The sequence below is a fragment of the Photobacterium sp. Hal280 genome (genome assembly GCF_037162255.1).
GTDB lineage: Bacteria > Pseudomonadota > Gammaproteobacteria > Enterobacterales > Vibrionaceae > Photobacterium.
The window spans coordinates 2,322,378-2,348,039 of the sequence record NZ_JARLUO010000005.1; the positions used below are offsets into that span (position 1 = coordinate 2,322,378).

22 protein-coding genes and 2 pseudogenes are annotated in these 25,662 nt (G+C 42.5%); 6 read left to right on the plus strand and 18 right to left on the minus strand.

Features of this window, described 5'->3' with window-relative positions; translation table 11 throughout:
* Positions 1 to 70: 70 nt before the first annotated feature.
* From P4S53_RS20015 to P4S53_RS20090, 16 genes and pseudogenes are all read right to left on the minus strand, one after another.
* Positions 71 to 1,450 (minus strand): phosphomannomutase CpsG, encoded by a 1,380-nt coding sequence (locus tag P4S53_RS20015; RefSeq protein WP_337114070.1) that lies wholly within the window; start codon positions 1,448 to 1,450, stop codon positions 71 to 73.
* A gap of 1 nt (position 1,451) precedes the next feature.
* Positions 1,452 to 2,876 (minus strand): mannose-1-phosphate guanylyltransferase/mannose-6-phosphate isomerase, encoded by a 1,425-nt coding sequence (locus P4S53_RS20020; RefSeq protein ID WP_337114071.1) that lies wholly within the window; start codon positions 2,874 to 2,876, stop codon positions 1,452 to 1,454.
* A gap of 4 nt (positions 2,877 to 2,880) precedes the next feature.
* On the minus strand, positions 2,881 to 3,717 hold the full coding sequence (locus P4S53_RS20025; RefSeq protein ID WP_337114072.1) for a hypothetical protein: 837 nt from the start codon (positions 3,715 to 3,717) through the stop codon (positions 2,881 to 2,883).
* Between the two features lie 117 nt (positions 3,718 to 3,834).
* Positions 3,835 to 4,383 (minus strand): acyltransferase, encoded by a 549-nt coding sequence (locus tag P4S53_RS20030; protein ID WP_337114073.1) that lies wholly within the window; start codon positions 4,381 to 4,383, stop codon positions 3,835 to 3,837.
* A complete protein-coding gene (locus P4S53_RS20035) occupies positions 4,380 to 5,186 on the minus strand; it encodes a glycosyltransferase family 2 protein (protein ID WP_337114074.1) in 807 nt (268 codons plus the stop codon). Before P4S53_RS20035 ends, P4S53_RS20030 begins: the two co-directional genes overlap by 4 nt.
* The gene (locus P4S53_RS20040) at positions 5,183 to 6,256 is read right to left on the minus strand and encodes a glycosyltransferase family 4 protein (RefSeq protein ID WP_337114075.1); all 1,074 of its coding nucleotides are present in this window, start codon (positions 6,254 to 6,256) and stop codon (positions 5,183 to 5,185) included. The genes P4S53_RS20035 and P4S53_RS20040 overlap by 4 nt, the downstream gene beginning before the upstream one ends.
* Positions 6,256 to 7,395 carry an oligosaccharide repeat unit polymerase gene (wzy, locus tag P4S53_RS20045; protein ID WP_337114076.1) on the minus strand — a complete coding sequence of 380 codons (1,140 nt, stop codon included), beginning with the start codon at positions 7,393 to 7,395 and terminating at the stop codon, positions 6,256 to 6,258. The genes P4S53_RS20040 and wzy overlap by 1 nt, the downstream gene beginning before the upstream one ends.
* Positions 7,392 to 8,273: a hypothetical protein gene (locus P4S53_RS20050; protein ID WP_337114077.1), complete on the minus strand. Its 882-nt coding sequence runs from the start codon at positions 8,271 to 8,273 to the stop codon at positions 7,392 to 7,394. Before P4S53_RS20050 ends, wzy begins: the two co-directional genes overlap by 4 nt.
* A gap of 231 nt (positions 8,274 to 8,504) precedes the next feature.
* Entirely contained in the window at positions 8,505 to 9,842 is a 1,338-nt protein-coding gene (gene wzx / locus P4S53_RS20055; protein ID WP_337114078.1) for an O-unit flippase-like protein, read from the minus strand.
* Positions 9,839 to 10,660 (minus strand): NAD-dependent epimerase/dehydratase family protein, encoded by an 822-nt coding sequence (locus tag P4S53_RS20060; RefSeq protein ID WP_337114079.1) that lies wholly within the window; start codon positions 10,658 to 10,660, stop codon positions 9,839 to 9,841. Before P4S53_RS20060 ends, wzx begins: the two co-directional genes overlap by 4 nt.
* Before the next feature lie 5 nt (positions 10,661 to 10,665).
* Positions 10,666 to 11,225, minus strand: a pseudogene (gene rfbC, locus P4S53_RS20065) (dTDP-4-dehydrorhamnose 3,5-epimerase).
* Complete coding sequence (gene rfbA, locus P4S53_RS20070) at positions 11,225 to 12,124, minus strand: glucose-1-phosphate thymidylyltransferase RfbA (RefSeq protein ID WP_337114080.1); 900 nt, start codon at positions 12,122 to 12,124, stop codon at positions 11,225 to 11,227. The pseudogene rfbC and the gene rfbA overlap by 1 nt, the downstream one beginning before the upstream one ends.
* The gene (gene rfbB / locus P4S53_RS20075; RefSeq protein WP_337114081.1) at positions 12,121 to 13,188 is read right to left on the minus strand and encodes a dTDP-glucose 4,6-dehydratase; all 1,068 of its coding nucleotides are present in this window, start codon (positions 13,186 to 13,188) and stop codon (positions 12,121 to 12,123) included. The genes rfbA and rfbB overlap by 4 nt, the downstream gene beginning before the upstream one ends.
* A gap of 52 nt (positions 13,189 to 13,240) precedes the next feature.
* Positions 13,241 to 15,399, minus strand: a pseudogene (locus P4S53_RS20080) (polysaccharide biosynthesis tyrosine autokinase).
* 138 nt (positions 15,400 to 15,537) lie between these two features.
* Entirely contained in the window at positions 15,538 to 15,978 is a 441-nt protein-coding gene (locus P4S53_RS20085) for an arsenate reductase/protein-tyrosine-phosphatase family protein (protein ID WP_337114082.1), read from the minus strand.
* Positions 15,979 to 15,981: 3 nt separating this feature from the next.
* Positions 15,982 to 17,136 carry a polysaccharide export protein gene (locus tag P4S53_RS20090; protein WP_337114083.1) on the minus strand — a complete coding sequence of 385 codons (1,155 nt, stop codon included), beginning with the start codon at positions 17,134 to 17,136 and terminating at the stop codon, positions 15,982 to 15,984.
* Positions 17,137 to 18,036: 900 nt separating this feature from the next.
* Here P4S53_RS20090 and P4S53_RS20095 point away from each other — a divergent pair.
* From P4S53_RS20095 to P4S53_RS20120, 6 genes are all read left to right on the plus strand, one after another.
* Entirely contained in the window at positions 18,037 to 18,324 is a 288-nt protein-coding gene (locus P4S53_RS20095) for a hypothetical protein (protein ID WP_337114084.1), read from the plus strand.
* Positions 18,325 to 18,543: 219 nt separating this feature from the next.
* Positions 18,544 to 19,185 (plus strand): YjbF family lipoprotein, encoded by a 642-nt coding sequence (locus P4S53_RS20100; RefSeq protein ID WP_337114085.1) that lies wholly within the window; start codon positions 18,544 to 18,546, stop codon positions 19,183 to 19,185.
* Between the two features lie 78 nt (positions 19,186 to 19,263).
* On the plus strand, positions 19,264 to 20,139 hold the full coding sequence (locus P4S53_RS20105) for a capsule biosynthesis GfcC family protein (protein WP_337114086.1): 876 nt from the start codon (positions 19,264 to 19,266) through the stop codon (positions 20,137 to 20,139).
* The gene (locus P4S53_RS20110; RefSeq protein ID WP_337114087.1) at positions 20,139 to 22,385 is read left to right on the plus strand and encodes a YjbH domain-containing protein; all 2,247 of its coding nucleotides are present in this window, start codon (positions 20,139 to 20,141) and stop codon (positions 22,383 to 22,385) included. The genes P4S53_RS20105 and P4S53_RS20110 overlap by 1 nt, the downstream gene beginning before the upstream one ends.
* A gap of 366 nt (positions 22,386 to 22,751) precedes the next feature.
* Positions 22,752 to 22,976: a hypothetical protein gene (locus P4S53_RS20115; RefSeq protein WP_337114088.1), complete on the plus strand. Its 225-nt coding sequence runs from the start codon at positions 22,752 to 22,754 to the stop codon at positions 22,974 to 22,976.
* A 360-nt stretch (positions 22,977 to 23,336) separates the two neighbouring features.
* Positions 23,337 to 24,470, plus strand: coding sequence for an LPS O-antigen chain length determinant protein WzzB (locus P4S53_RS20120; protein ID WP_337114089.1), 1,134 nt, complete (start codon positions 23,337 to 23,339; stop codon positions 24,468 to 24,470).
* A gap of 129 nt (positions 24,471 to 24,599) precedes the next feature.
* Here the strand turns inward: P4S53_RS20120 and P4S53_RS20125 are convergent, their stop codons facing one another.
* Both P4S53_RS20125 and P4S53_RS20130 read right to left on the minus strand, forming a co-directional pair.
* Positions 24,600 to 24,878: a YfcL family protein gene (locus P4S53_RS20125; RefSeq protein ID WP_337114090.1), complete on the minus strand. Its 279-nt coding sequence runs from the start codon at positions 24,876 to 24,878 to the stop codon at positions 24,600 to 24,602.
* Positions 24,879 to 24,972: 94 nt separating this feature from the next.
* The gene (locus tag P4S53_RS20130; RefSeq protein ID WP_337114091.1) at positions 24,973 to 25,506 is read right to left on the minus strand and encodes an elongation factor P hydroxylase; all 534 of its coding nucleotides are present in this window, start codon (positions 25,504 to 25,506) and stop codon (positions 24,973 to 24,975) included.
* Positions 25,507 to 25,662: the final 156 nt, after the last annotated feature.

The window sequence follows — 25,662 nt, forward strand, 5'->3', positions numbered from 1 at the left end:
GACATCATGTACCTTTGTAAAAAATGGAGGTAACCTGAGTACATATAAAAGTAAACTCAGGTTACATAAATCAATGCTTGTTAATTATAGAAATAATGTCCTTGGTTTTCCTTTTCATCAAATGAATATCTTCTTTTGATTCAACGTTTAGCCGAACAACAGCTTCAGTGTTGGAAGTCCGTAGATTAAATCGCCACGCCCCTTCATCACTGTTAAATTCCATACCTATGCCATCTGTTTTATCAACACACGTCGCTTCTGCAATAAAGTTATTATATATTGATTCAATTACAAGTTCAGGATTTTTGACTTTAAAATTAATTTCACCTGAAGACGGATATGCATCCATATAGCCACTAACCAAATCAGAAAGAGTCCTTTCTTTAACTGAAAGCAACTCGGTAATAAGCAGCCATGGGATCATACCTGAGTCACAATAAGCGAAATCACGGAAATAATGATGAGCACTCATCTCACCACCATATATTGCGTCCTCAGCCCGCATTCGTTCTTTAATAAATGCATGACCTGTTTTTGACATCACAGGTTCACCATGATTATTTTCAATAACCTCTTGCGTATTCCAATATAATCGAGGATCGAAAATAATCTTGGCTCCCTTTTCTTTTAGCAGGAAGGATTCAGCCAAAAGGCCAACTATATAATAGCCTTCTATGAATCTTCCATTATGATCAAATAAAAAGCAACGGTCAAAATCACCATCCCACGCTATTCCAAGATCGGCACTATTCTCAATAACAGCATCCGATGTGCTTGAACGACATTCAGGCAGTAGTGGGTTGGGAATACCATTAGGAAAGTTACCATCAGGATCGTGATTAATTTTAACAAAATTAACTGGTACATCTTGAGCAATGAAACGATTTTCAATTTCATCAATTACATGTCCAGCCGCACCATTGCCTGCATTTACAACAATTTTTAATGGTTTTATAGATTCAGGTTTAATGTAAGTCATTAAATGATCGACATAATCTTTGAGATTAGAACATTTACTTAACACACCTCGTTGGGAGACCTGAGAAAAAACATTATCCTCAGCCAACCTTTTTATTTCAAACAATCCTGTATCACCACTAATCGGCATTGAACCTCTACGGACTAATTTCATACCGTTGTAGTTAATTGGGTTGTGGCTCGCCGTAATTTCTATACCACCGTCAGCTTGAAGATGCTTTGTGGCAAAATATATTTCTTCAGTTCCACAAAGTCCTATATCAACAACATCAGATCCAGAATCTAGCAGTCCTTCCGATAAAGCAGCTTTTAGTTCAGGCGTGGAGATTCTGATATCACCACCGACGATAACTTTTCTGGCTTTTAGGTAATCACCAAATGCTCTACCAATTCGATATGCAATGTCAGCATTCAATTCATCGCCTAAAACACCTCGAATATCATAAGCCTTGAAACAAGTTAATTTCTTCATATCAGTAACCTTCACCATTTTCTTCAGTGCGAATGATATCGTCTTCTTCTAAGTAGCTACCAGTACGTACTTCAATTATCTCTAATGGAATCTTACCTGGGTTCTCGAAGCAATGTTCCGTTCCAACAGGAATATACATTGATTCATTCTCAGCAACTATATGAATCTGGTCCCCACAATATACTTTCGCTGTACCAGACACTACAACCCAATGTTCAGAACGATTAAAGTGTATTTGCTTTGCCGTTTTTTTCCCCGGCTTCACTTCTACTTTTTTGACAATATACCTTTCACCTTGAACAAGACAATCGTGCCTTCCCCACGGCCTATATACTTCACGGTGATGTAAAAATTCACTTCTTTCCTGTAACTTTAACTCAGAAACAATATTTTTAACATTCTGAACTTTATCGCGATGAGCAACTAACAATGCATCTTTCGTATCAACAATAACTATATCATTAAGACCAACAGCAGCCACCAAGCGTTCTGGGGAGTTGATATAACAGCTGTAGCTATCATCAACTAAAACATCTCCAGCTATAACATTATTATTATTGTCTTTCTTACTGACTTCCCAAAGTGATGACCAAGCACCGACATCGCTCCATCCAGCATCAAGTGGTACAACAACAGCATCTTCTGTTAATTCCATGACAGCATAATCGATAGAGTCATCAGGGCATTGAACAAATGCTTCTTTCTCAATTCGAATAAAATCTAAATCCATAGCTGCTCCAGATAAAGATTTTTTCGTTGCTTTCAAAATATCTGGCCGGAATTTATTAAGTTCTTCAATAAAGCGAGATGCCTTAAACATAAACATTCCGCTATTCCAATAATAATTACCGCAGGCAAGATATGACTCAGCGGTTGCTAAATCTGGCTTTTCAACAAAAGAATCAACAACATATGCCTTTAATTCATCATTATTAGTAAGGCTACCTCTTCGAATATAGCCATAGCCCGTTTCAGGTAGGGTTGGCACTATACCAAATGTAACTAGCTTACCCGATTCAGCATGATGTTTAGCCACTTCGATGGATTCTATAAAGCTTTTTGTATCTTGAATGAGATGGTCAGCTGCTAATACAAGCAATAGAGGATCTTCACCTTCTTCAACTGCTTTTAAAGCAGCAAGAGCAATGGCTGGTGCTGTATTTCTTCCTACCGGCTCTAATATTATTGCACCCGTATCAATTTTTGCGCTTCTTAACTGTTCAGCAACAAGAAAGCGGTGTTCTTCATTACATATTAAGTATGCAGGTAAGTGATTAACTTGCTCTAAGCGATGCAAGGTTTCTTGCAACATCGTTGATTTACCAGTCAACGATAGGAACTGCTTAGGATAATGTGTTCTAGACATTGGCCAGAGTCGAGAGCCTGAGCCTCCAGCCATGACAACAGGGAGAATCTTTAATTTCATCAACTTAACTTACTATGTTATTAATCCAATTACTAATAGCGTATTTTCTATAAATATCTTCAGGTAACTCTTGATATGGTTGCATAAGAAAACATTCCACATCTGAACTTGTTGTTTTTTCAGTTAGGACTAATATGTTATTTTTATTAAAAAAATCGTATTTTATAACATTTCCATTTGTTGTTATTAATTTTTTATTACTACCTATAGATTCTATAGTTCTTATTGTTAAACCATCTTGGTCAGGATGAGAAACATCAATTAATGATTTAGATTTCATGATTTTATCTAAAACTTGTTCTTTATCCATTGATGTAAAAGAAATATCTGAAATAGGCATATTTTTAAGTTCACCTAGAAAATATTTCTTAAAATAAAACACAAACCTACTTGGTGAATAGAAGAACAAATAAGCATTTAGATTTCTAGTTATACGTTTAACTATATTATAACGTTGACTATGAGCCGTACCAATAAACAGCACATCATAAACTTCGGTATGATTACAAGAATCTATCTTAAAGTCATCAGTATAAAACAAAGGTAAAAAATTTATTTTATACCTCTCCGCATCGTTATTATCAAACGTAAAAAACTTATCACTGCAGGAAATCAAACCAATCGCATTAGGCTTATTTTTAAAAGAATCCCACATATAAGTAACTACTTTGCATGCACCACCGATATACTTATTAATTATTTTTGGTGTAATACTTTCGGGATTTACAAAGAATACCAAGTCATAGTCATCTATGTTTTTAAAAGCATTTTTAAAATACAACTCTATAAAGTACTTTGTTGCGAAATTAACATTTAAACGAAGTAGTGCCTTGCCAATCATGCTATCGAAAGGCCTTTCGTCTAGTAACTTAACTTCGTAGCCTTTTATTTCAAGATTTTTTTTATTTTTTTATCATAGTCAAAAAAAGCCGGGCAAAATAACAAACATTTTTTCATGTCAGACTCGTTCCCATACTCCAGTATTAAAATTATATAATTTGATAATTCTTGCTGGATTGCCAGCAATCACCGAACCACTAGGAAATGAACCATTCACAACAGAGTTTGCCCCAACTATGCAGTTATCACCCAAGGATGAACCTGGTAAGATAACAGAACCAAAACCAATAAAACAGTTATCTCCGATGCTTGTAGGTTTAGAAACAATATCTTGTGATAATACTGGTAAATCTAATGACTGATATGAATGATGAATATTAGTTATACATACATTCGCTGTGATCACAGTTCCTGAACCAATAGACAATTTTCCTGCTGACGTTATATGGAAGTTTTGCCCAATACCGACATTATCTCCAATAAGGATTTCACCATCCCCATGAACTTCTATCCGTGCCCCCGGAAAAATACGTACTTTCTTTCCAATTGTAACTCGGTTTAGCCCTTTAAAGAAAACTGGAAAAGAAATATAGGATGGCATAACCAATTTTTTAAGGAAGAAATATATTATAAAGGTAGAAATAAGCCACTTAATTTTGAATATCATTTCTTTTTCACCTTCACAATTAAAATACGTCGAATGTATTTTAATGTGTAAAATATATATAAACTAATATATTGAAAACCATTAATATAATTCAATCTTAATGCTGTATTAAGAATTTCAAGTGACCCTTCATGCATTTTTTTTAAATTAGCTGATAATCCTGAAGAACCATAATTAGCCTTTCCACCACCAGTACGTACAAGAGATTCAGGCATATAATAAAAATCGCCTTGACCGCAAAGCCTTACCCAAAGCTCTCCATCTTCTGAATGGGTCATCTCTTCATTGTATCCACCAACTAAGTTTAGGAGTTCTTTTCTTACTAGAGCTGTAGATGTTTGAGGGAACATTTTTATCAGCAGATCATTTACTTCTGCTTTATAAAGCTTATCTACTTTCCTACCTAATAATTGGAGTGATTCATCATTTCTTGCACACCCTATAAAATCAACCTTTCCTTGCAATGAATCAATGATTCTAATTTGTTCTTTAAGCTTAGTTGGTAACCATTCGTCGTCAGAATCAAGAAATGCTATCCAGTCTCCTTCTGATTTTGATATCCCATAATTTCTCGCCTTCGAAACACCTTCATTTTTTTTGGAGAAAATTTGAATTTTAATACTGTTATGTTTATTTATTATCTCCTGAACAACCTGCAAAGTCATATCTGTTGAACCATCATTAACAACAATTACATCAATGACAATTTTTTTGAAGTTCAGATCTTGTTTCACAACAGACTGAATAGCTTTATCTATTGTTAGTGCTGCATTGTAAGCAGGAATCACTACTGATATTTTCATATAAACACATCTTTCCAAAGAGATACTATCTTTTTATCTGACCATTTCTCAGATGACTTTAATGCAGTTTTAGACAGTTCATTGCGCAAATTAGAGTTATTAATTAAACTTATCAACTTATTCTCAAAGCTTTTGGTATCACCAGGTTGAATTAAATAACCATTATCTTGATTTATAATATCTCTTGGACCTGATGGACAGTCAAAAGATATTACAGGCATTCCAAATGAAATTGCCTCTAACAATACCATTCCAAAACCTTCACTTTTGGAAGTTAAAGCAAAAATTTCTGAGCTGCCATAAATTTTTTCTATATTCCTGCACGGTTTTACTAATTTCACCCTTTCTTTAAGTTCATTTTTATCTATGTAATCAGTTAAGATATCATTTAGCTCACCGGTTCCTACAATTTTGAGAATCCAGTTACCATCAATTTTTTCAATAACGTTTTTCCAGATACCTAAAAGTACTAATTGCTGCTTATCTTCAGTAAACCTGCCTATATTTAACACAACTTGTTCTTTTGGGGTTTGATACTTATAATTCAGCTCAGGCTTAAAGTGAGGTGTATATCTTACAGGGAATCCCATCTTCAAATAGAAATCGTAATCTAATTTAGTAGGTACACAGTATGAGTATGCTTTTTTATATATTAAGCTCTTTATAACCTTATAAACGAAGTTGTAATTACTGTGAGAGCCATGTTCAGAAATCACTATTTTATCGTAACTTATCCCAGAAAAAAGACATTCTAAATATGATATTGGATGAGTAATATAAATATAATCAAAGCTGTGAGATTTTTTAAACTTCTTCAGCTTAAGTGCTGAAGAAAGAATACCATAGAATATTTGTGCCATTCGAATAAAACGATTGTTCATATTTAATCTTGAGTGGCAAGATAACGTTTCAGTCTTTACTTCTCTATTGATAGTATAAAAGCTTTCTTTTTTATCTTTTGTCAACAGTGTAATTTCATATTCACCAGACAGTTTGTTAACAATAGATGATACGACTCTTTCAATCCCTCCGGCAGGAGCCATACTTGGTATGTAAAATAATATTTTCATTAACGCCTTAAGCCTTTCGAGCAGAAATCAAAGATTAGATATCCAAGTTGAATCACAATCAAACTCTGGAGTAAAATAGACCACTCCCATATATCTGAGGATAGAAATGGTAAATAAAAAACGCTAAAAAACATTAAAACTCTTTCTTTCTTATTAAAGTATGGGATCATTTGAAATGATATAAAAAGCATCATTAATAGAAATATAACATTATTGGCTGCGACTAGAATATCGCCTTTAATTAGCATATCCAGCATCCCAAGTAAGCCTAAAAATATACTATACCCGGCATTCCCACCTAGCAATTCTTGATTAAATATATCTGATGGTGATACCCCACCCCCCATCTGCACACCGATAATTCTGGAGATAAATATAGAGTGGGAAAAATATTCAGATATCTTATTGTAGCTAAAGTGGTTCTCTGTTAAATAAATATACGATGAGATTGATGAAATCCGCCCCACTGCAAGTGATAAAATTTCATTAGTATCAAACTCAACTCCCCTCAACTCATTTCTTAATGTATAAATCCATGTAACAAAATCCAGCACCCACTTACCAAATATGATAGGGCTAAGAAGAAGGAAATAGAAATAGAATGACTTTATCTCTTTTGCTTTTAAAGCATAGATCATAACAGCAATAAAAGAGATTAAATATCCCTGTAAAGATTGCTGTTTAAAGCCATAAATCAGTGTTACAAGTATACAAAAAGCAAACTTTCTAACAGAGATATTTGAATAAGATATTATTAAAACTAATAAAAGAGGATTAAATTTACTTGCTAACTTTATCATTAAACCAGTTAAGCCTCCTTCTACCGGCTGGCCTATTTTAACAGCTCCAAAAGCTAAAGTAATAAATAATATGAAACAAAAAACAAGTAAAGAATATTTTTCAAACTGTTTATTCTTCTCCGAAAAAAAATGTATTCTACTTCCTGATATAATGAACAGATAAATCACCAATAACATACAAGAATACAAAAAAAACACTTGAGCTATATCAAAAAATGAAGCTGAATATAAATAGTTCCTAAAATCACCTAATAAATAGCCATTATTAAAAATAATCAATAATGAAATAAATGTTGGGATCATATAAATGTAGAGAGTGAATACTTTCAACTTATTCATTTATTCATTATCCCATCTAGCTTTTTCACATAACTATCAAAGCTAAAGTCATTTTTTATTTCTTGTAAGTTATATGCATATTTTTTCAAAAGCTCTTCGTCTTGACAAATATTATAAATAGCATTCTTCATATCATCCAAAGAATCACAGAGAACACCTATCTCACCATATAGCTCAAAACACCTTGATAACATAGGCGTTCGCATCCCTATAATGGGTTTCTGCATTGCAATACAATCAGCAAAAACTCCGCTAGAAACGAGATCATATTTATCTCCACCTTGAGAAAAAAGTAAGAAAACATCAATTTGACTTACATTTTCAAAAAATGTTTCTTTCTCTATAAGAGAGCTCTTTATATGTCCTTTGCAGAAATGTTTTACATTATCTGAGAGATCGTAGTCAAACGTACCATTACTAACTCCGACCGTGATTAAGTTTAATCTTGAATGAAATTTATTTTCTACCAACTCTGCCAGTTTATAAATTTGACAACTGTTCTTTTCTTTCGATTGAATACCAAAACTCCCAAATGTCAGCTTATCATTCTTAATTTTATTAATTCCTGAAAAGTCCTGTAGTGGGTGCTCTATATAAGAAAATTTACGAGTCGGATATTTGCTTGAAATTCTATCGAATATAGTTGAGCTTATAGCTATAAATTCAACATCACTCTTGCTCTTTAAAGTGGCATCAATGAACTTTGCTCCAAGCTTTTGCCCTCTTCCTTCTGCATGATTTAAATACCCTAACTCACCATGCATAATTACATATGTCTTGACCTTTATAGCTTTAGATATAAAGTTAACTAACCAATATTGTAATGGTGTAAGTGACAAGAATAGCACTTCACTTTTTTTTGTTTTAACTGATAACATAACAGTTATCAGTCTCAGTGAAGAAATCACCCATAGATATATTTTAGAGTTTAAAACTTTTATTTTTTTTATTTTATCTCTATGTTTGATATCTTTAATAACTTTAGAGTCTTGGGCTAACCAGTAATTATCTATTTGACTAATAACAGTAAGAGCTTTAATGGTTAAGGAATTAAAAACATAATGCTCTTCTTTCCTTCGGATTAAATCTACTATCGTGATGTTTTTTTATTAAGCATATTTCAAGTCTCGATAAACTACCAGTGGCCACTTCCAATTGTTATACAGCATTTGTACTATCAGTTGAGCTAAAATTACACCTATAACACCAGCACTGAAATACTTTGCAGCAATAAATGACACACAGACAATCAGTCCACCACTGATTATAACACCCTTTAGAAATATAACTTGATTTTTGGTTGTTAAATACGATGCACAAATTGAGTAGTTCATTTCAAGCAATGCAGTAAAGAGGTACAGTGCCAGTAAGTATTTAGGCAATAATGTCGTGTTCTCTGATAAAAAGGACAAGAAAAAGTCACCTACAAATAGCATACTTAACGCACCAGCGATATAAATACCCCAAGCTACGACCAGTGACTTCTTCATTAATGATTTGATACTACTTTTATTTTTGTTTAACTGCTCAGCATTCAATTTAGGTAAATTCAATCCAAAAAGCATTGATGATACAATGACTAAAACCATTGTTATCTGTACAGTCAAACCATAACTTGCTGCAGCTTCCAGACTAACGAAGCTCGAAACTATCAAGACACCACTTCTAACAGTCAAAAAATTGCCTAGCTGAACAAGCCCCATATCTCGAGCACTTTTCCAAATAACTTTCTTTTTTGTGCTTTTTATTTTGTTTTTTAAAAGATGTGCAAACGTATCATTATTTTTATTATACACTGCTCTTCTAACTAAAATCCTATCAACAACGATTGAAAATAGTGCTGCGATAGATAAGGCATAAAGCCCTAAATTATAAGTCAGTAAAGGTATTGCTAGAATAATAAACGTTAACTTTGTTACAACGATTATTTTGTTTAAAGCCGTTTGTTCTCCACGTCCTTTGAGTAGAGAGTTATAATATCCAAAATAAAGCTGAATTGATATTGCAGCACCATACATTGTCCATGCTTGAATAAAATAGACATTATTTTCATCTGTATCCAGAGAGTATAAATACAGATTCCCAATTGTGAGGACAATAAACAGTGACATCAGCGAAATTATCAAATATATACTGCGAGCTGAATTATAAACATCAACCAGAAGCTCTTTGTTTATTTCTCCATCACTGGTATTTGGAATGATATTATATTTAAGACTCTGTGCACCCGAATATACGTAAGAAAAGAACCTGGATACAGTAGGTAATAATCCAAATTCTAATAACTGGATTAAACCCGCCATTGTAACAAACACGTACCATGCACCAAGTTCTTCTTGTGATAAAAATGCAATGATAAAAGGAAGTACAAGCAGGCTAGAGGATATATTCAAAAACTGAGAAAGATACCCCCAAATAACATCGCTTCTTTTAACTACATGCTTCATTTTAGGTTTCTTTTAATCTCAGAGATCATTCCCTTCATATCTTCGATTACATCTCTGGGTGTATAATGTGGCATTAAGTTGATTAGTTTTTCTATCTTTGTTTCTGGGAAAAATTCACGAGGATAATTAATATCATGCCAAACAACTTCACAGCCAGTATTATCCACCAAGGCTTCTGCTATTTTTGATGCACTCGTATTATAACCAGATGCAATATTTACTATCTGGCCAATAGCACTTTCAGCGTTAGATAGATAAATTATGGCTTCAACTACATCTTCCACTGAAACGTAGTCCTTTGTATATTCAGGTGTAATATACATATCTATCTTACCTGTTTTCACTGCATTTCTTGCTATGCTTGGCAAAAATAGAGGACTATTTAAAGCTACCCCATAAATATTACTTGGACGAACTATAACAACATCTCTGCCACTTTTTAGAGCCAGCTCTTCTGAACAAAGTTTCGTTATATTAAACAATCGTCGATTATCATCTGAACATATTACCACATCAGTTACTTCGTCTGAGTCCTGATTGTTCATATAAACTCGAGTCGAAGACAAATAAACTAAACGTGAAAAATCGCCGTATTTTAGTACTTTAGCTAAAAGCTCAGTGTTTGCCGACAAAACATCCATTGGCGTATTTTTGCAATCGCCACAACCTGAGCAATATACAACAGTGCCGAGTTCTTTACGAAAAACACTTTCATCATTCCTTTTTGGAATGAAAACATCGTGCCCTTGCAACTTAAGTGTTTCAACAAGGTGTGAGCCAACAAATCCACTACCACCAAAAATTGTATAACGTCCCACTAAACTTACCTACTTTTAGTCATATTCAACATGTCGCTAACTTCTTTAAAGCTTAAAAGCTGTTCATCTTTAAGCGATAAAACAGGTGCTTCGATAGGCCATGAGATAGATAATTGTTTATCATTCCATACAATCCCACTTTCGTCACTCGGATCATAGTAATCAGTGCACTTATAGAAAAAATCTGCGACATCACTTAGCACACAAAAACCATGAGCAAACCCTGGCGGTACCCAAAATTGTTTCTTATTTTCTTCAGACAAAACAACACCATGCCATTGGCCAAAGGTAGGTGACTCTTGTCTTAGATCTACTGCAACATCAAAAACTTCACCCGCAGTTACTGAGACTAATTTTCCCTGCGGTTTAGTTTTTTGGAAATGCAATCCTCTTAAAACATTCTTAGTTGAACGAGATCTGTTATCTTGGACAAAATCTAAATTAATTCCTGCTAAGTCTTTATAACGTTGTGACTGAAACGTTTCTAAAAAAAGCCTCTTTCGTCACCATAAACCGTAGGTTCGATGACTACACAATCTTTCAATGGAGTTTTAATTACTTTCATTATCGATTTACCAAGAGTGATTTTTGCAACGTCTTATTGCCAAGTAGTGATTTCAGGTATTTCCCATATTCATTTTTCATTAATGGGGCAATTATATTTAATAGCTCGTCATCCGATAGCCAGCCTTGACTCCAAGCAATTTCTTCCAGGCATGCAACTTTAAGCCCCTGCACATGCTCAATGGTTTGAACAAAAGAAGAAGCTTCATGTAAGCTTTCATGTGTACCTGTATCCAGCCAGGCAAAACCACGGCCTAACAGTTCGACATTCAGGCTCTCATCTTCCAGATACATCTGATTGATTGAGGTAATTTCCAGCTCGCCACGTTCTGAAGGCTTCACTTGCTTTGCAAAATCGACAACGCGGTTATCATAAAAATACAAACCGGTCACAGCCCAATTAGATTTTGGTTCAACTGGCTTTTCTTCAATTGATAATGCTTTGTAACTAGAGTCAAATTCAACCACACCGAAGCGTTCTGGATCTTTTACATGATAACCAAATACAGTGGCGCCATACTCTCGCTGCGCAGCATACTTCAGTGTTTTAGAAAATGACTGACCGTAGAAGATATTATCGCCGAGTACCAGACAACAACTGTCTCCGGCAATGAATTCTTCACCGATAATAAAGGCTTGCGCCAGGCCATCCGGGCTTGGTTGTACTGCATATTGCAGATTAATGCCAAAATCAGAACCATCACCCAGCAGGCGTTTAAAGGATTCATTATCTTCCGGTGTAGTGATAATCAGGATATCGCGTACACCTGCCAGCATCAACGTGGAGAGCGGATAATAAATCATTGGTTTATCATAAACAGGTAACAACTGCTTAGACACACCACGGGTAATAGGATATAGACGCGTACCCGAACCGCCAGCTAAAATAATCCCTTTCATGATGCGGTTACTCCCAAACGTTCCATGCTGTAAGAACCATCCAGCACACGTTGCCACCAGGTTTTATTATTCAGGTACCATTCTACGGTTTTACGCAAACCTGTTTCAAAGGTTTCTTCTGGCGTCCAGCCCAATTCGCGCTCTACCTTGCTGGCATCAATTGCATAACGGACATCATGCCCTGGGCGATCTGCCACATAAGTGATCAAAGATTCGTAAGACACGATACCAGCAGGTTTCTCAGGAACCAGTTCTTCCAGCAATGCGCATAGGGTCTTCACCACTTCAATATTGGCTTTCTCGTTATGGCCGCCAATGTTGTAGGTTTCGCCCACTTCTCCTTGCGTCACCACTGTGTACAGTGCACGGGCATGATCTTCCACATACAGCCAGTCACGGATCTGCATACCATCACCGTAAACAGGCAAAGGTTTGCCGTCTAATGCATTCAAAATCATCAGCGGGATCAGCTTTTCAGGAAAATGATACGGGCCATAATTATTGGAACAATTGGTGACTATGGTCGGGAAGCCATAGGTCCGCAGCCAGGCACGAACCAAATGATCGCTTGATGCCTTGGATGCTGAATACGGGCTGCTAGGTTTATAAGATGTGCTTTCAGTGAACAGATCTGCTGTACCTTCAAGATCGCCGTACACCTCATCGGTTGAAATATGGTGGAAACGAAAAGCGGTTTTACGTACTTCGTCCAGCTGGTTCCAATAGGCGCGTGACACTTCCAGCAGGTTATAGGTACCCATGATGTTGGTTTCAATAAACGCGGCTGGACCATCGATGGAACGGTCAACATGGCTTTCAGCTGCCAGGTGCATCACCATATCTGGTTGGTGTTTTTCAAACACATTTTCCAGCGCGGCTTTATCGCATATGTCAACTTGCTCAAAGTGATAGCGCTCATTATCGGACACGCTGCTTAATGATTCCAGATTGCCTGCATAAGTCAGTTTATCCAGATTAATCACACTATCTGCAGTGTTTTGAATAATATGACGAACAACTGCTGAGCCAATAAAACCAGCACCACCTGTAACTAAAATTTTCACAATACAACCCTAACCTGATCAGTTTATCTGTTCGTATTTAAGTTCTTTCTGTTCACTTAGATTCATAACTGTAGTTGTAATAACCACCGCTATAATGCGAACTTGCGGTTCGCAGCACCGCATTGAGAATAAAGCCTTTCACTTCAATGCCATTTTGTTCAAAGCGTTGCTTAGTCACTTCAATCTCTTTCACCGCGTTCTGGCCAAAGCGGCCTACCAACAAGGTTGTGCCGGCATGAGCGCCAACAATCGCCGGGTCGGTGACCGCCAGAATTGGGGGGTATCGACCACGACAATGTCATAATTCTCTGATGCCCATTCTAACAATTTCTTAAACCTTGGGTGCATCAAAAGCTCTGACGGGTTCGGGGGCACTTCACCGCGGCCGATAAAATCCAGATTGTCCACGCCAGGTTGTTTGATAATCTCTTCGATACCCGCTTTATCCACCAGATAGCTCGAGAGGCCCGGTGTATGAGCGACCGCCAAGTTCTTTTCCAGCCGGCCTTTGCGCATATCAGCATCGATCAGCAACACACGCTGCCCGGTTTTGGCGATCACTGCCGCCATGTTAGACGATACAAACGATTTACCGATACCCGGGCTTGGGCCGGAGATCATCAAAATATTATTTTTGGCTTCCATCATGGCGAAGTGCAGGCTGGTGCGCAGGCTACGCAGCGCTTCAATCGACAAATCCGCCGGGTTCGCTACTGCCAGTAAACTCTCTTCCACCGTGAGCTGACGCTTGGTTTTCTGTTTCTTTTCCATATCACTCTGCCAGTCCGACAGCGGAATACTGGCATAAACAGGTAAGCCAATGGCTTCAATTTCATCCGGATTTTCGACTCCACGGTGAAATGCTGCGCGAACCAGGACTAACGCCACAGCCAGCATACCGCCCAGCAAGGTCGCTAACACCACAATTAAGGCTTTCTTGGGTTTAATCGCTGTCGTGTACGATTGAGCAACATCCAGAATGCGAACATTACCGACTGTGCTGGCTTTGAGGATATTCAGTTCCTGCACTTTATTGAGCAACTGAACGTAAATTTGCTGGTTCACTTCCACATCCCGGGTGAGGCGTAGCACTTCACGTTGGGTTTTCGGCAGTTTTTGCACCTGCCGATTAAGTTTCTCTCGCTCGCCCAATAAGGTTTTACGCTTATCCAGCAACGCAATATAGGCCGGGTGTTCTTTGGTGAAACGTTGTGAAATTTCACTTTCTTTGAAGGTCAGCTCATTGAGCTGGGATTCCAGGGTGACCATTACCTCCAGCGTCGATTTGGCTTCCAATCCCAGATCAATAGAATCGTTCGCCTGACGAAACTGGTTCAGCTCGTCTTCTGCTTTGGTCAGGTGTTCTTTCACATCCGGCAGATGGCCGCGTAAGAATTCCAGGCTCTTTTCCGCTTCGGCCGAATTACGGGCCACATTCTGCAGAAAATAATTCTGGCTGATGTCATTCAAAATCGCAGTATTCTGCGCTTTATCCGGTCCGGTGAACGACAATTGCAAAATACCGGTTTGTTTACCGCGCTCTGAAACTGACAAACTTTGTTGCAGCCACTGAATGGTATCTAGCCGGGAACGTTTGCTGATGCTGAACTCTGTGCCTGCCTGCCCGCTAACGAGCTCTGATACAAACAACTGATACTCACCGGAGGTTGCCAGCTCGCCGACTTTCCCCGATAAAACTTTCTGCGCTACGTTGTCGAACAAGATGTAAGTCCCGCTGTCCGGATCATCTACCACCAGGGTATAAACTGGCTTTTCTATGTCTTGCGGGATTTCAAATCGACTGATTGCGATACTGTCGTTATTGCCGGACAGACGATGTAAGCCCTTACCAATCAAAGGCAACGCAGCAGGTTCTGCCAGTGTGGTCAGGTTGAGTTTGTCCACAGTTTTACCGAGTATCATGCGCGAGCGAATAATCTCAATTTCTGTATTCGAGGAGGATTCACTCGAAAACAGATCGCCCATCTCCCCCAGCGCAGACAGACCATTGCTTTTTTCTTCGACTTGCAGCAGGGCATCAGCTTTGTAAATGGGTGTCGCTAACAGTGCATAAGCAATGCCTGCAACCGCGAAGGCGAACGTCATGGCGATAATGGTCCAGCGCCTGTCCAGCAAAATGCCAAACAGCTTGCCCAGATCAATCTCGTCGGAGTCGGATTGTTTCACCGACACTTGTTGCGAAACAGTCATAGTGTCTATCTACTCAGGCTACTCATGATGGTGGATGTCATGGTGATCTTCCCTGTCTTAATTACTGTCGTTCAGGGTTCAAACCGACAGTCTTTGATCACTCAGAAAGCATCAGTCTGTAAAAACTGACGCCCGATGTTACAGCTTTTGCGCCCAGGCACGGGCCGCTTTGTCAATCAGCTGATACGCATGCTCGTAGGCTTCCCGGCTCAGGCGGTAGGGGTCGGGAATGTCCTGCTGACCAATCCATTGCCCGAACAGCATAGTTTTTCCTCTGGCTTCAGGCACGATAGACGCCACGGCATCCAGATGGCTTTTTTCCATCACCAGAATCAAGTCGACGTCACGGCACATCGCGGAAGTCAGTTGCTGGGCCTGATGGCCCTCAAGGGAGACCCCATTCTCAGCGGCAATCTCGCTGGCTGTGCGATCCGCAGGTTTTCCCTGCAGCTTGCTTTTCTCTGTGCCTAACCCAGCCGACTGAATATTTTTCGCAGGCAGCAATTGTTTCAGCAGCGCTTCTCCCGACGGAGAGCGGCAAATATTACCGACGCATACCACAAGAATATTGTTAAACATGGCTTACCAATCCCTCACTCGTACTGCCCCTTCGGTCAGCTGGTTAAACCCGGTAATGGTTGGCAGCAACTGGCGAACCACACGGTTCCAGCGCGCAATCGGTGCCGAGGTCACATACACCACATCATAAGGTTCCAGTTCAAACTCTGTCCCCAGTACTAACGCCGCAGCATCTTTGATATTGAGCTGGTAAATGTCCGCCAATTGCGCGTTGTCTGCTGAAGATACATTATCTGCCTTGTTATTTTTGCGCACGTTGCGGATCACAAACACACCAGTCGCATCCGCTTCCAGCTCGTTTATACCGCCAACACTGCTCAGTGCTTCGGTCAGTGTCATACCGGCACGATCAATTTTCAGCAATTGAGGCGCGTTCACCTCACCCATGACAAACACTTTCTGCGCATCGTTACGCGGCACATGCACGATGTCACCCGGGCGAAGCAGGCGGTTTTGCGTCAGATCGCCACGCTGCATTAAGGCATACAGCGAAATGTCCTGTTCTATGCCATTTCGGGTCAGGGTCACATTTCGCCAGTCGGCATCTTTTGCCAGGCCACCAGCTTTGTTAATCGCATCTAAGAGTGTCATCGGCACATTGGTGATGGCTTGTTGACCCGGCTCGTTGACTTCACCGGTCACGTACGCTTTTTGAGAGCGGAAGGCCGCGACATTGACATCCACTTGCGGGCTTTCAATGAAAGCCGCCAGTCGATGCGAGATTTCATCACGGATTTGCGTCACGGTTTTTCCGCCGACCTGAACAATGCCGATATAGGGATAGAAGATGCTGCCATCGGCATGCACCCAGTTACCAGACTCACTGGAACTGCGGTAAGAACCGGCCGGAATGGTCAGCTCAGGATGATCCCAGATAGTAATATTCAGGATATCGCCAGGGCCAATGTAATACTCATAGCCGGTGAGTTCAGCATCCAACGCTGGATTGGTTCTGGCTGTCACTTCTGGCCGTTTTGACTGATATATCACAGAAGGTGTCAGCGGATAGACGTTCACCTGCTCAGACACGTTAAACGCTTCGTTGTCTGCTTGTTGTTTATTGTCGGGTAACGACAGATGGGAACCGGGAACAACCGTACAACCTGCTAATAACAATGACGCCACAGCAGTAAAAAGGAGCTTCTTAGAGAAATCCATATCCAATCAACGTTGATAAATAAAAATTGAATTTTGATCGAAAAACTAATCGCAGTATGCAAATTGCAGTTGCCAATGGATAAGTCAATCGCACATTATGCAAACAGCTGAATCACACCAAGGTGACAACAACTGCTTATTTAGATAAACCTGATGGAGTGAAGAGTACGCTCCGGCACATAACACCCGGACCTATACGTAAAACAGGAATTGAGAGCCTGTTTAAAAAGAGAAACTGCAATAAATTTTATATTTCAGAGGCTGCCTGTAAACAGTCTCCTGGCCTTTCAGACACGCTACCGCCCTTAGGTTACAGCTCCCAAACGCCTTCAATAACATCCATGTTTTCTGCAAGGTGCAGGTTAGCGTTTTCACATGACACGCATGTCAGCCGCATGACATTTCATTAGAAAAGTGTGATTTAGGTTACATTTGATTTTGTTTGAACCGAAACCTGTGAAAACGCCTGTCTTCCCCCATCACAATCGTTGCAAGGCATGTAAAAACGCCTTGATCGACTGTCACTTTGGCAGCAGCATTCTACACAATCGCACTCCACTGAGAAACCATTAAATGCAACAGGTCTCTAATTAGAGTAATTAGTCACCGTCAGGTTATTGTTCGCAGAAAAAAATTCAATTTTCAATGCACTTAACACAATGTTTATCGAACCTCTGCGACTGACAAGTGACTACAGGGCCATACGATGCGCTTAATAATGCGCTTAGTATAAAAATACTAACTGAGTGTTTTGTTTTAAAATCGCAGTAAACAGCAATCTTCACATTCTATACATTGCTATCCTTTATATATGCAAATATCATTGAAAAGCGTTTTGCGTTATCAACAAGCCGCAATCTTTAGTATTTATCACTTAACACAACTGAATAAGGGAATAGGATGAACAAGGTAATCGTTTCTCTGGCTGCATTGCTTATGGCCAGTTCAGCGTTTGCAGCAACCGGTACTGGTTCTGTAGCAGCGACGACGTCGACCACAAGTGCAACAACTGCTTCTACCGCAGCAGCCGGTACTGCAGCGGGTACTGCGGGCGCCACAGCTGCCGCGGTTGGTGGTATCACTGCGACGACCGTTGCTGTGGGTGCTGCTGTAGCCGTAACAGCTGTTGCTGTTGTCGATGCCAACAGCAACGATACAGCGAATTCTACATCTGTAAATCAGGGCTAAACAAACCCGTTTGCTGTCTCAGATTTCATAACCGCACACCTGTGCGGTTATTTTTATTTTTGTCATTGACCTGTGACTTCTATTGGCCTGTGGCTCCCATTGACTTATGACTAGCGGATACCTCATGTTCGACGCCCGTCTTTCTGTAAACAGACGCTTTCTGGTACTCATCGCCCTGTTCACGCTTTTTTATCCGGATGCAGCCAAAAATTTCAGAATGTGTCGGATACCTTTCGTCTTGCTGTTCGCGGTGATGACGACACGGTGAAATCCTCAGCCTGGATTGAACAACTCCCCTACGCCAGTATGTATGCCCGTATTGGAGATGGCCCTCAGGCTTTTATGGTACTGGCACTGGCGGAACCTGCTGCGATTCTGACATCGCCAAAAACAGCGACGGATTCAGAAGCGACCGAGCCTGCGATGCAACTGAAATGGCTGGCCGCCGACAAAGGCATGCTGGTGACAGAACACGGACGACTGGTGAAAACCCTGAACCTGCCCCTTGGCAATCTTGTTCAGGTTACCGCTGAGACGCCAGACCCGGTGGCACTCGGGCTGCAATTGCCCTCAACACCCACCACCTGGACCCGTCGCGTCGACTGGCAACCCGGCTACCATTTTGGCTATCAGCTCACCTCGCACTTTGAGGACAAAGGGCTGGTGACGATTACCATCAACACGATCACTCAGCCGGCACGCTACTTTGTTGAAAAGGTCAATGTACCCAGTCTGGCTCTGCAGTTTGACAATGCTTTCTGGATTGATCCCGCCAGTGGTCAGGTCCTGAAAAGTCGCCAGCTGATCGCCCCCGGTTTACCTGAAGTCGAAACACAACTGCTGAAAGCTTACGGACAATAACGGATTATGAATGCAAATCATCGCTTACAGCCGATCTTTTCGCCTGACCAGACAAGGCTTTCCGCCCCAGGATTTATGATGAAAGCTTTGATACAGACTATTTTTACGCGGCCTGTTTTGTTACTGCCTGCTTTAGTGCAACCTGCTTTGATACTCATTGCTTCCTTATCCCCGACACCGGCGATGGCAATGCCTGATGAGGCTGCACCCACTTCGGTGAGGGTACAACTGAACAGCGCCGGTAAAGAATTACAACTGCGCTACCCGTCGACTGTGCGACTGGATCAGGTTCAGCAAGACGCGCTGGCCAATCTCAGCACTTTAACGCCGTCATCAGACAAGCCCGCTCAGTCGCTTTACTGGAGCGGTGCTTTGCTATGGAAAGCCGATCACCGTGCAAAGCAGGCCATCGCGTTGCATCAGCAAACCTTAGACAAACAGACCAGAGCACTGGCTGATCACTGGCGTTACAGCCGCCCGGCAGCCAGCGAGACGCTCATTCAGCTGGCACAAAGCCTGGCTTCGCCTCTGCCGGGTGAGCGCATTTTCCTGCCGCTAGACAGAGATCGTGTGCGCATCGTGCCCGAGAACAACCCTGCGCTGAACGGGCCCTTTGCGTTGCGCCTGACGACCCGGCCCAATACCGTGAAAGTGACAGGTGCCGTCAAACTGCCGACCGGCAATACGGCTGATATTTCGCTGCCCTGGCAGGAAAGACAGGATGCTGCAGACTATCTGAAACAGATACCAGCGTTATCGGTCGCCAACCGGGATTATGTCTGGGTGATTCAACCCGACGGCAAAGCCGAACAGCACAATATCGCGTACTGGAACCGGCAGCATCAAGATATCGCGCCGGGCGCCATTCTTTATCTTGCGTTTACCGATCTGCCGGAGAGTGCGAAGTCGTTAAATGCTCAAATTATTCATTTGCTTTCACAAAGGCCTTTCTGATGGCTCAGCCTGTTCTGTCTTCCGATTCCAAGCACCTGGGTCTTCGTTTTCCGGGTCTCCGTTTTCTGTCAGGATTATCATTGGGGTTCATCGCCCTGCCGGTTCATGCCGATGCTTTCAGTTATCCTGATTTTTCCGTTTCCCAGTCTGATTTTGGTGGCGTAGGCCTGATCCAGATGCCTTCCGGCCGAGTCGCACCGGAAGGCGAATTCACCTTTGGCACCACCTATAATGAAGATTACCTGCACTACAATGTGTCGCTGCAACTGTTCCCCTGGCTGGAAACCACCGTACGTTACACCCTGGTTCAGGATGTCCTCTACAGTGAAGATGAAGACTTCAGTGGCGACACCAAATACACAGACAAAGGCATCGACTTCAAACTTCGGCTATTAAAAGAAAGCTTCTGGTTACCGGAAACCTCTGTTGGGATTCGTGATTTTGGCGGTACCGGATTGTTTGACGGTGAATACATTGCCGCCAGCAAACACTGGGGAGCGCTGGATTTTACCCTGGGGCTCGGCTGGGGCTATATTGGCAACGGCGCCAATCTGTCCGGTGATAAAAGCCTGAGCAGCGATTGCGGCCGCAATACCGAATATAAAGGCAAAGGCGGCAGTGTCGATTTCGAGCGCTGGTTCTCCGGCTGCATGGCGTTATTTGGCGGAGTCGAATACCAGACGCCCTGGCAGCCTTTGCGGCTGAAACTGGAATATGACGGCAACGACTATACCAGTGATTTTCCTGTGACCCGCGCAGACTCGGATATGACTCAGGACAGCCCGATAAACCTGGGTGTGTTATACCGCCTGGGCGACTGGGGCGATCTGCGGATCAGCTATGAGCGCGGCAATACCTGGACCGCCGGTTTTAACCTCAATACCAATTTTAATCAGCTGACCACCTCCTGGCGGGACACACCTGCTGCCACGTATGCACCCGACAGGCAAAAGCGTACAACCACCAGTGCAGACTGGCAGAATATTGCCAATCAACTGCATACCAACGCCGGTTATGAAAACCCGACCCTGTATGCCGATGATTATACCGTGACTGTCGTGGCGCCGCAGAACAAGTACCGGGATAGCGACCAGGGCTACCAGCGTGCCGCAACCCTGCTCAGTAACCAGTTACCGACTGATCCGCAAACCGGCCTGCCGCTGTATAACGAGTATCGCCTGATCGAAACCAGCAACAAACTGCCAATCAGGGAAACCCGGGTGAACGTGGAAGCATTTGATCAAGTCGCCCGTTACAGCTATGTCAATGCTTCTGTCGACGATGCCATCACGCATCAGGTACCGGCGCAGCCGCAAGGCCGGCTGATTGCCACAGACACTGACAAATGGGATATAAGTGTTTCCCCAACCCTTCAGCAGTCTTTTGGCGGCTCGGAAGGATTTTATCTGTATAACTTAGGGGTAACGGCAGGCGCCAGTTATCATATGACGGATCACTGGGAGCTGGGCGGCAGTGTCTATCTCAATCTGTTCGATAACTACGATAAGTTCCTCTACGATGTGCCGCCCGATGGCACAGATTTAAAACGCGTGCGTACCCTGGTTCGCCAGTACATTGATGGCAATCCGATCCGGGTGAACAATCTTCAGCTGACCTGGATGGATCAACTGGCGGATAACTGGTACGGACAAGCGTACGCAGGCTACCTGGAAATGATGTTTGCCGGTGCAGGCAGTGAGGTGCTTTATCGCCCTATGGGCGTCAACTGGGCGCTGGGTGCCGATATAAACTATGTGATTCAGCGAGACCCGGATACCCAGTTCGGCCTTTTCCGTGACGAAGTGCACTTCGATCCCATTACAGGGCGTGACTACAAGGTACAGACTGGCGCGCTGACCGGCCATGCGACTTTCTATTACCAGCCACAATGGACTTTGCTGCCCAATACACTGATGAAAATCAGTGCCGGACGCTACCTGACGGAAGATGTGGGTGTGACCTTCGACTTTTCCAAGCAGTTTGACAGCGGGGTCATTGCCGGTGCCTTTGTGACCAAAACCAACCTGTCGGCCGAAGAATTTGGTGAGGGCAGTTACAATAAAGGCTTTTACATCTCGATCCCTTACGATCTGATGACCGTCAAACCAAGCCGCAACCGCGCCAATATTTCCTGGCTTCCTCTGACGCGGGACGGCGGACAGATGCTCAACCGTAAGTACCAGCTCTATAACATTACCGATGCGCGTTATCCCTGGTACGGCCGGAAGATGATGCAGGCTGAATAAGCATGATTATATAGTCAGATAACTCTGGATGGCCCGCCTCTGCGGGTCATCATTAGCTCCGAGAGCACAACCGCTGCTGCTTTTTCTGCCTTCTTCGATTTCCTCCTGCTTTTTAGCTTTCTTTAGATTCTTTCAACTCTTTTTAGTTGCTCTGAGTGTCTGAATACGCCAACAATTAGCCCTGCAAACTGAATGGATTTATTGCACTCGTGCGCTGCTGTGCTGCTCAACCGCCCTATTGAACGGTTGAACCGGGATCCCGTACCGGCAACACAAAAAGTGGCTAAAGATTAATCTTCATCGAATACTGTCGCCTTCCTGATCTGGATGAAGTGATCTCGTAATCGACGTTTGTGAGGTAGAAATATGTTCAGAAAATATGCTGTTTTTTCGGTAACATTTCCCGTACTGCATAAAATCAACCTGTTGCTGGCGATCGCGTTTTTTGCCACCTGCTGCTACCAACTGGTGGTGCAGGAAGATATCGTCTTCAGCCTGGGGTTACTGGCCGTTTTGTTTCTGCTGACCCTTTTTGCCGGTTCGTCAAACTACCGCCGTAAATATATCAGCTTCCCCTATTCCGTCGATTGACCCTGACATTTATTGCCAAAGAAAGCGAAATCGGGGCTCGGCATCTTGTGCCTGAAGGCAACGCTTAAGGTCGCACTCAGTGAAAGTTGCTTTTTTGTATAAAAAGTAACTTTTCATGCGCCTCGGTTATCCGAATTTTTTGTCAGGGATCACGGATAGTAGAAACTTGTTCAATAATTTCCTTCAAGTGCCCTATGGCTGCTTGCTTCCGCTAAGAGCCCCCACCTATAATTTGCCTTGTGAGTACATATTTACTTAATTCTAATGCTCTACTGAACGCATTCAGATAAAATTACAAAGATTTTTTTATTTTTCTTTTTTATCGCATCACAAATTGCAGTTATCAATGGAAGTGTCATAGTGACAGATACACACAAAAAAGCCGTCCCGTCAGGCCCTCAACTTGTTCATCAATCGAATCAAACTATGCCAACACCAGACAACACTGATGAAATCGATCTCGTCCAGCTTGTCAGAACCCTGTGGCAAGAAAAGTTGTTGATAGCGCTAATTACCTTTGTATTCGCCATCGCAGGTGTTGCCTACGCACTCACTGCGCAGGAATGGTGGACGGCCAAAGCCAAAGTGATACAGCCTCAGATTACCGATTTTGCCCAACTGCAACGTGAAATCAGTGCATTCCAGCCTGCATTTGATGTCTATCAGGCTGACGGTACCGTACTGGTCAGTACCCAACTGCTTGATGTGGCTGATGCCGAAGTGCTGTTTAAGCATTTCATCAATGGCTTTAATTCGCTGGAAAACAAAAAAGCTTTCCTGACGGACAACAGCGATTTTCAGCAGTTTCTGACTGAAAAGAATGTCACCTCTGAAGAAGATACTGACAGAGCGCTGGAGAACTGGTTCGATAAAATCACGGCTCAGCAAGCCAGCAAGCAGGAATCCGATACCTTTGTGATTAACCTGCAGGCCACCACCAGTAACAGCAGCTTTGAGATGCTGAAACAGTACATCGATTTCGTTTCAGCAAAAGTCTATAACGATACATTAGCGAACGTGCAGGCGCTGGTCTCCGCCAAAGAGTATGAGCTGAAACAGCAGCTCAAGGTATTGCGCAGTCAGGCCAGCAGCTATCTGCAGGTTGAAAAAGAGCGTACCCAATATGCCTTAAATATTGCCAGTGCTGCGGATGTTAACCAGCCGGTTCAGAACCTGGGTGATAACGAGATTTTTGCCATTAACTTAGGCGCCAAAGCGCTGGCGGCCAAGGTGAGCGCCCTGGCATCGGTCAAAAACCTGAGCGTGGTTGAACCCCGCATTCAGCAAGTGGAAGCGCGTTTGTCCCTGCTACAGGGCACTGAACTGGATAAAAATATCAAATTCAAAACCTACCGTTTTCTTGAAAACGTAGAAAAACCGGTGACCAAAGACAAACCGAAACGCGCACTGATTGTGGTGATCGCCACCCTGCTGGGCGGTATGCTGGCTGTGGCTTTTGTCCTGATCCGCTCTGCGTTCAGAAATCACGACTGATTGCCAAAACACGCAATCAAAGATGGGATACACAAAAAGGCCAGTCCGTTATATCCGGACTGGCCTTTTTGATTCTGTTTGTACTTCTGTTACTGTTACCGGCAACGCGCCTGGGTTACCGCAATCCAGTCAGGAGGATGACTCAACCGCCGACTGCTGCAACTGAAGCCACAGTGATTTTACCAGCTGCTGATCGGCAGGATTCAGTTCAGACTGCGCATGCTTCAGGCTGTCATTCACCGCCTGGTTCATTGTCTCTAAAGACGCAATGCCGTCACGCTCACACGCTGCTGCCGACAACGAAATGTGGCCACGCAGGTAACCGCCTGCAAATAATTCGTCATCTGATGCGGTTTCCACCATCAGGTCAATCAGGGTGAGCAGCTTTTCTTCGTATTGCTGGATCATCTCGTCACTCTTTCGTTTTATCTGAATCTGGCCTGCGGCTCAGAATAGGTTGACTCGCGCCACGCATACACTGACGTGAAGCGTGTCCGTATCATCAAAGCGGCTCAGGGAAATCGTCTGCGCTGAGCGGTTGTACACCATAATGCTGACGCAACATTTCTGACAATATGCCCGCTCGCTCCGGTGTATGGCCATTCAGGTAATGCAGTACCTGCTGGCGAACTTTGCGGGTAAATGCTACCCGATCCGGCTCATGATCACCACTCAGGTTGTCGCAGCTGACCTGAAAACGAAAGCCGCAACTGGCCGATAACAGCCACTCTACCGCCTGAGGCTTCACTTCAACCTGCTCAAACACCGCCTGCTGATCAGCGTCCCGCCCGTCGGGCAAATACCAGTAGCCATAATCTTCCAGCAGACGCCGCTCGGGGCCGGCAATACACCAGTGCGCGATCTCATGCAGTGCAGAGGCAAAGTAACCCCGGGCAAACACAATTCTGTGGTGCGGATGCTCAGTATCAGCGGGAAGATAAATCGGCTCATCCCCGCCCAGCACCAGTTCTGTGTTGAGGCTGGTCAGGAAAGTGCGATTAAAGAGTGTGATCAGGTCGTTATAATCGTGAGGCATGGACTGTGTGTGGCTTCATTGAACATCTGAGAGGTCATCGCTGATACGCTCAGACCCTCCCGCAAGAATGGCGTCGATTATAGCGGGTTTGTCGCTGCGATGCGACTGAGTGTTCAGTAACAAAAAGAGGACGCCCCAACGTCCTCTTTTTGTTTA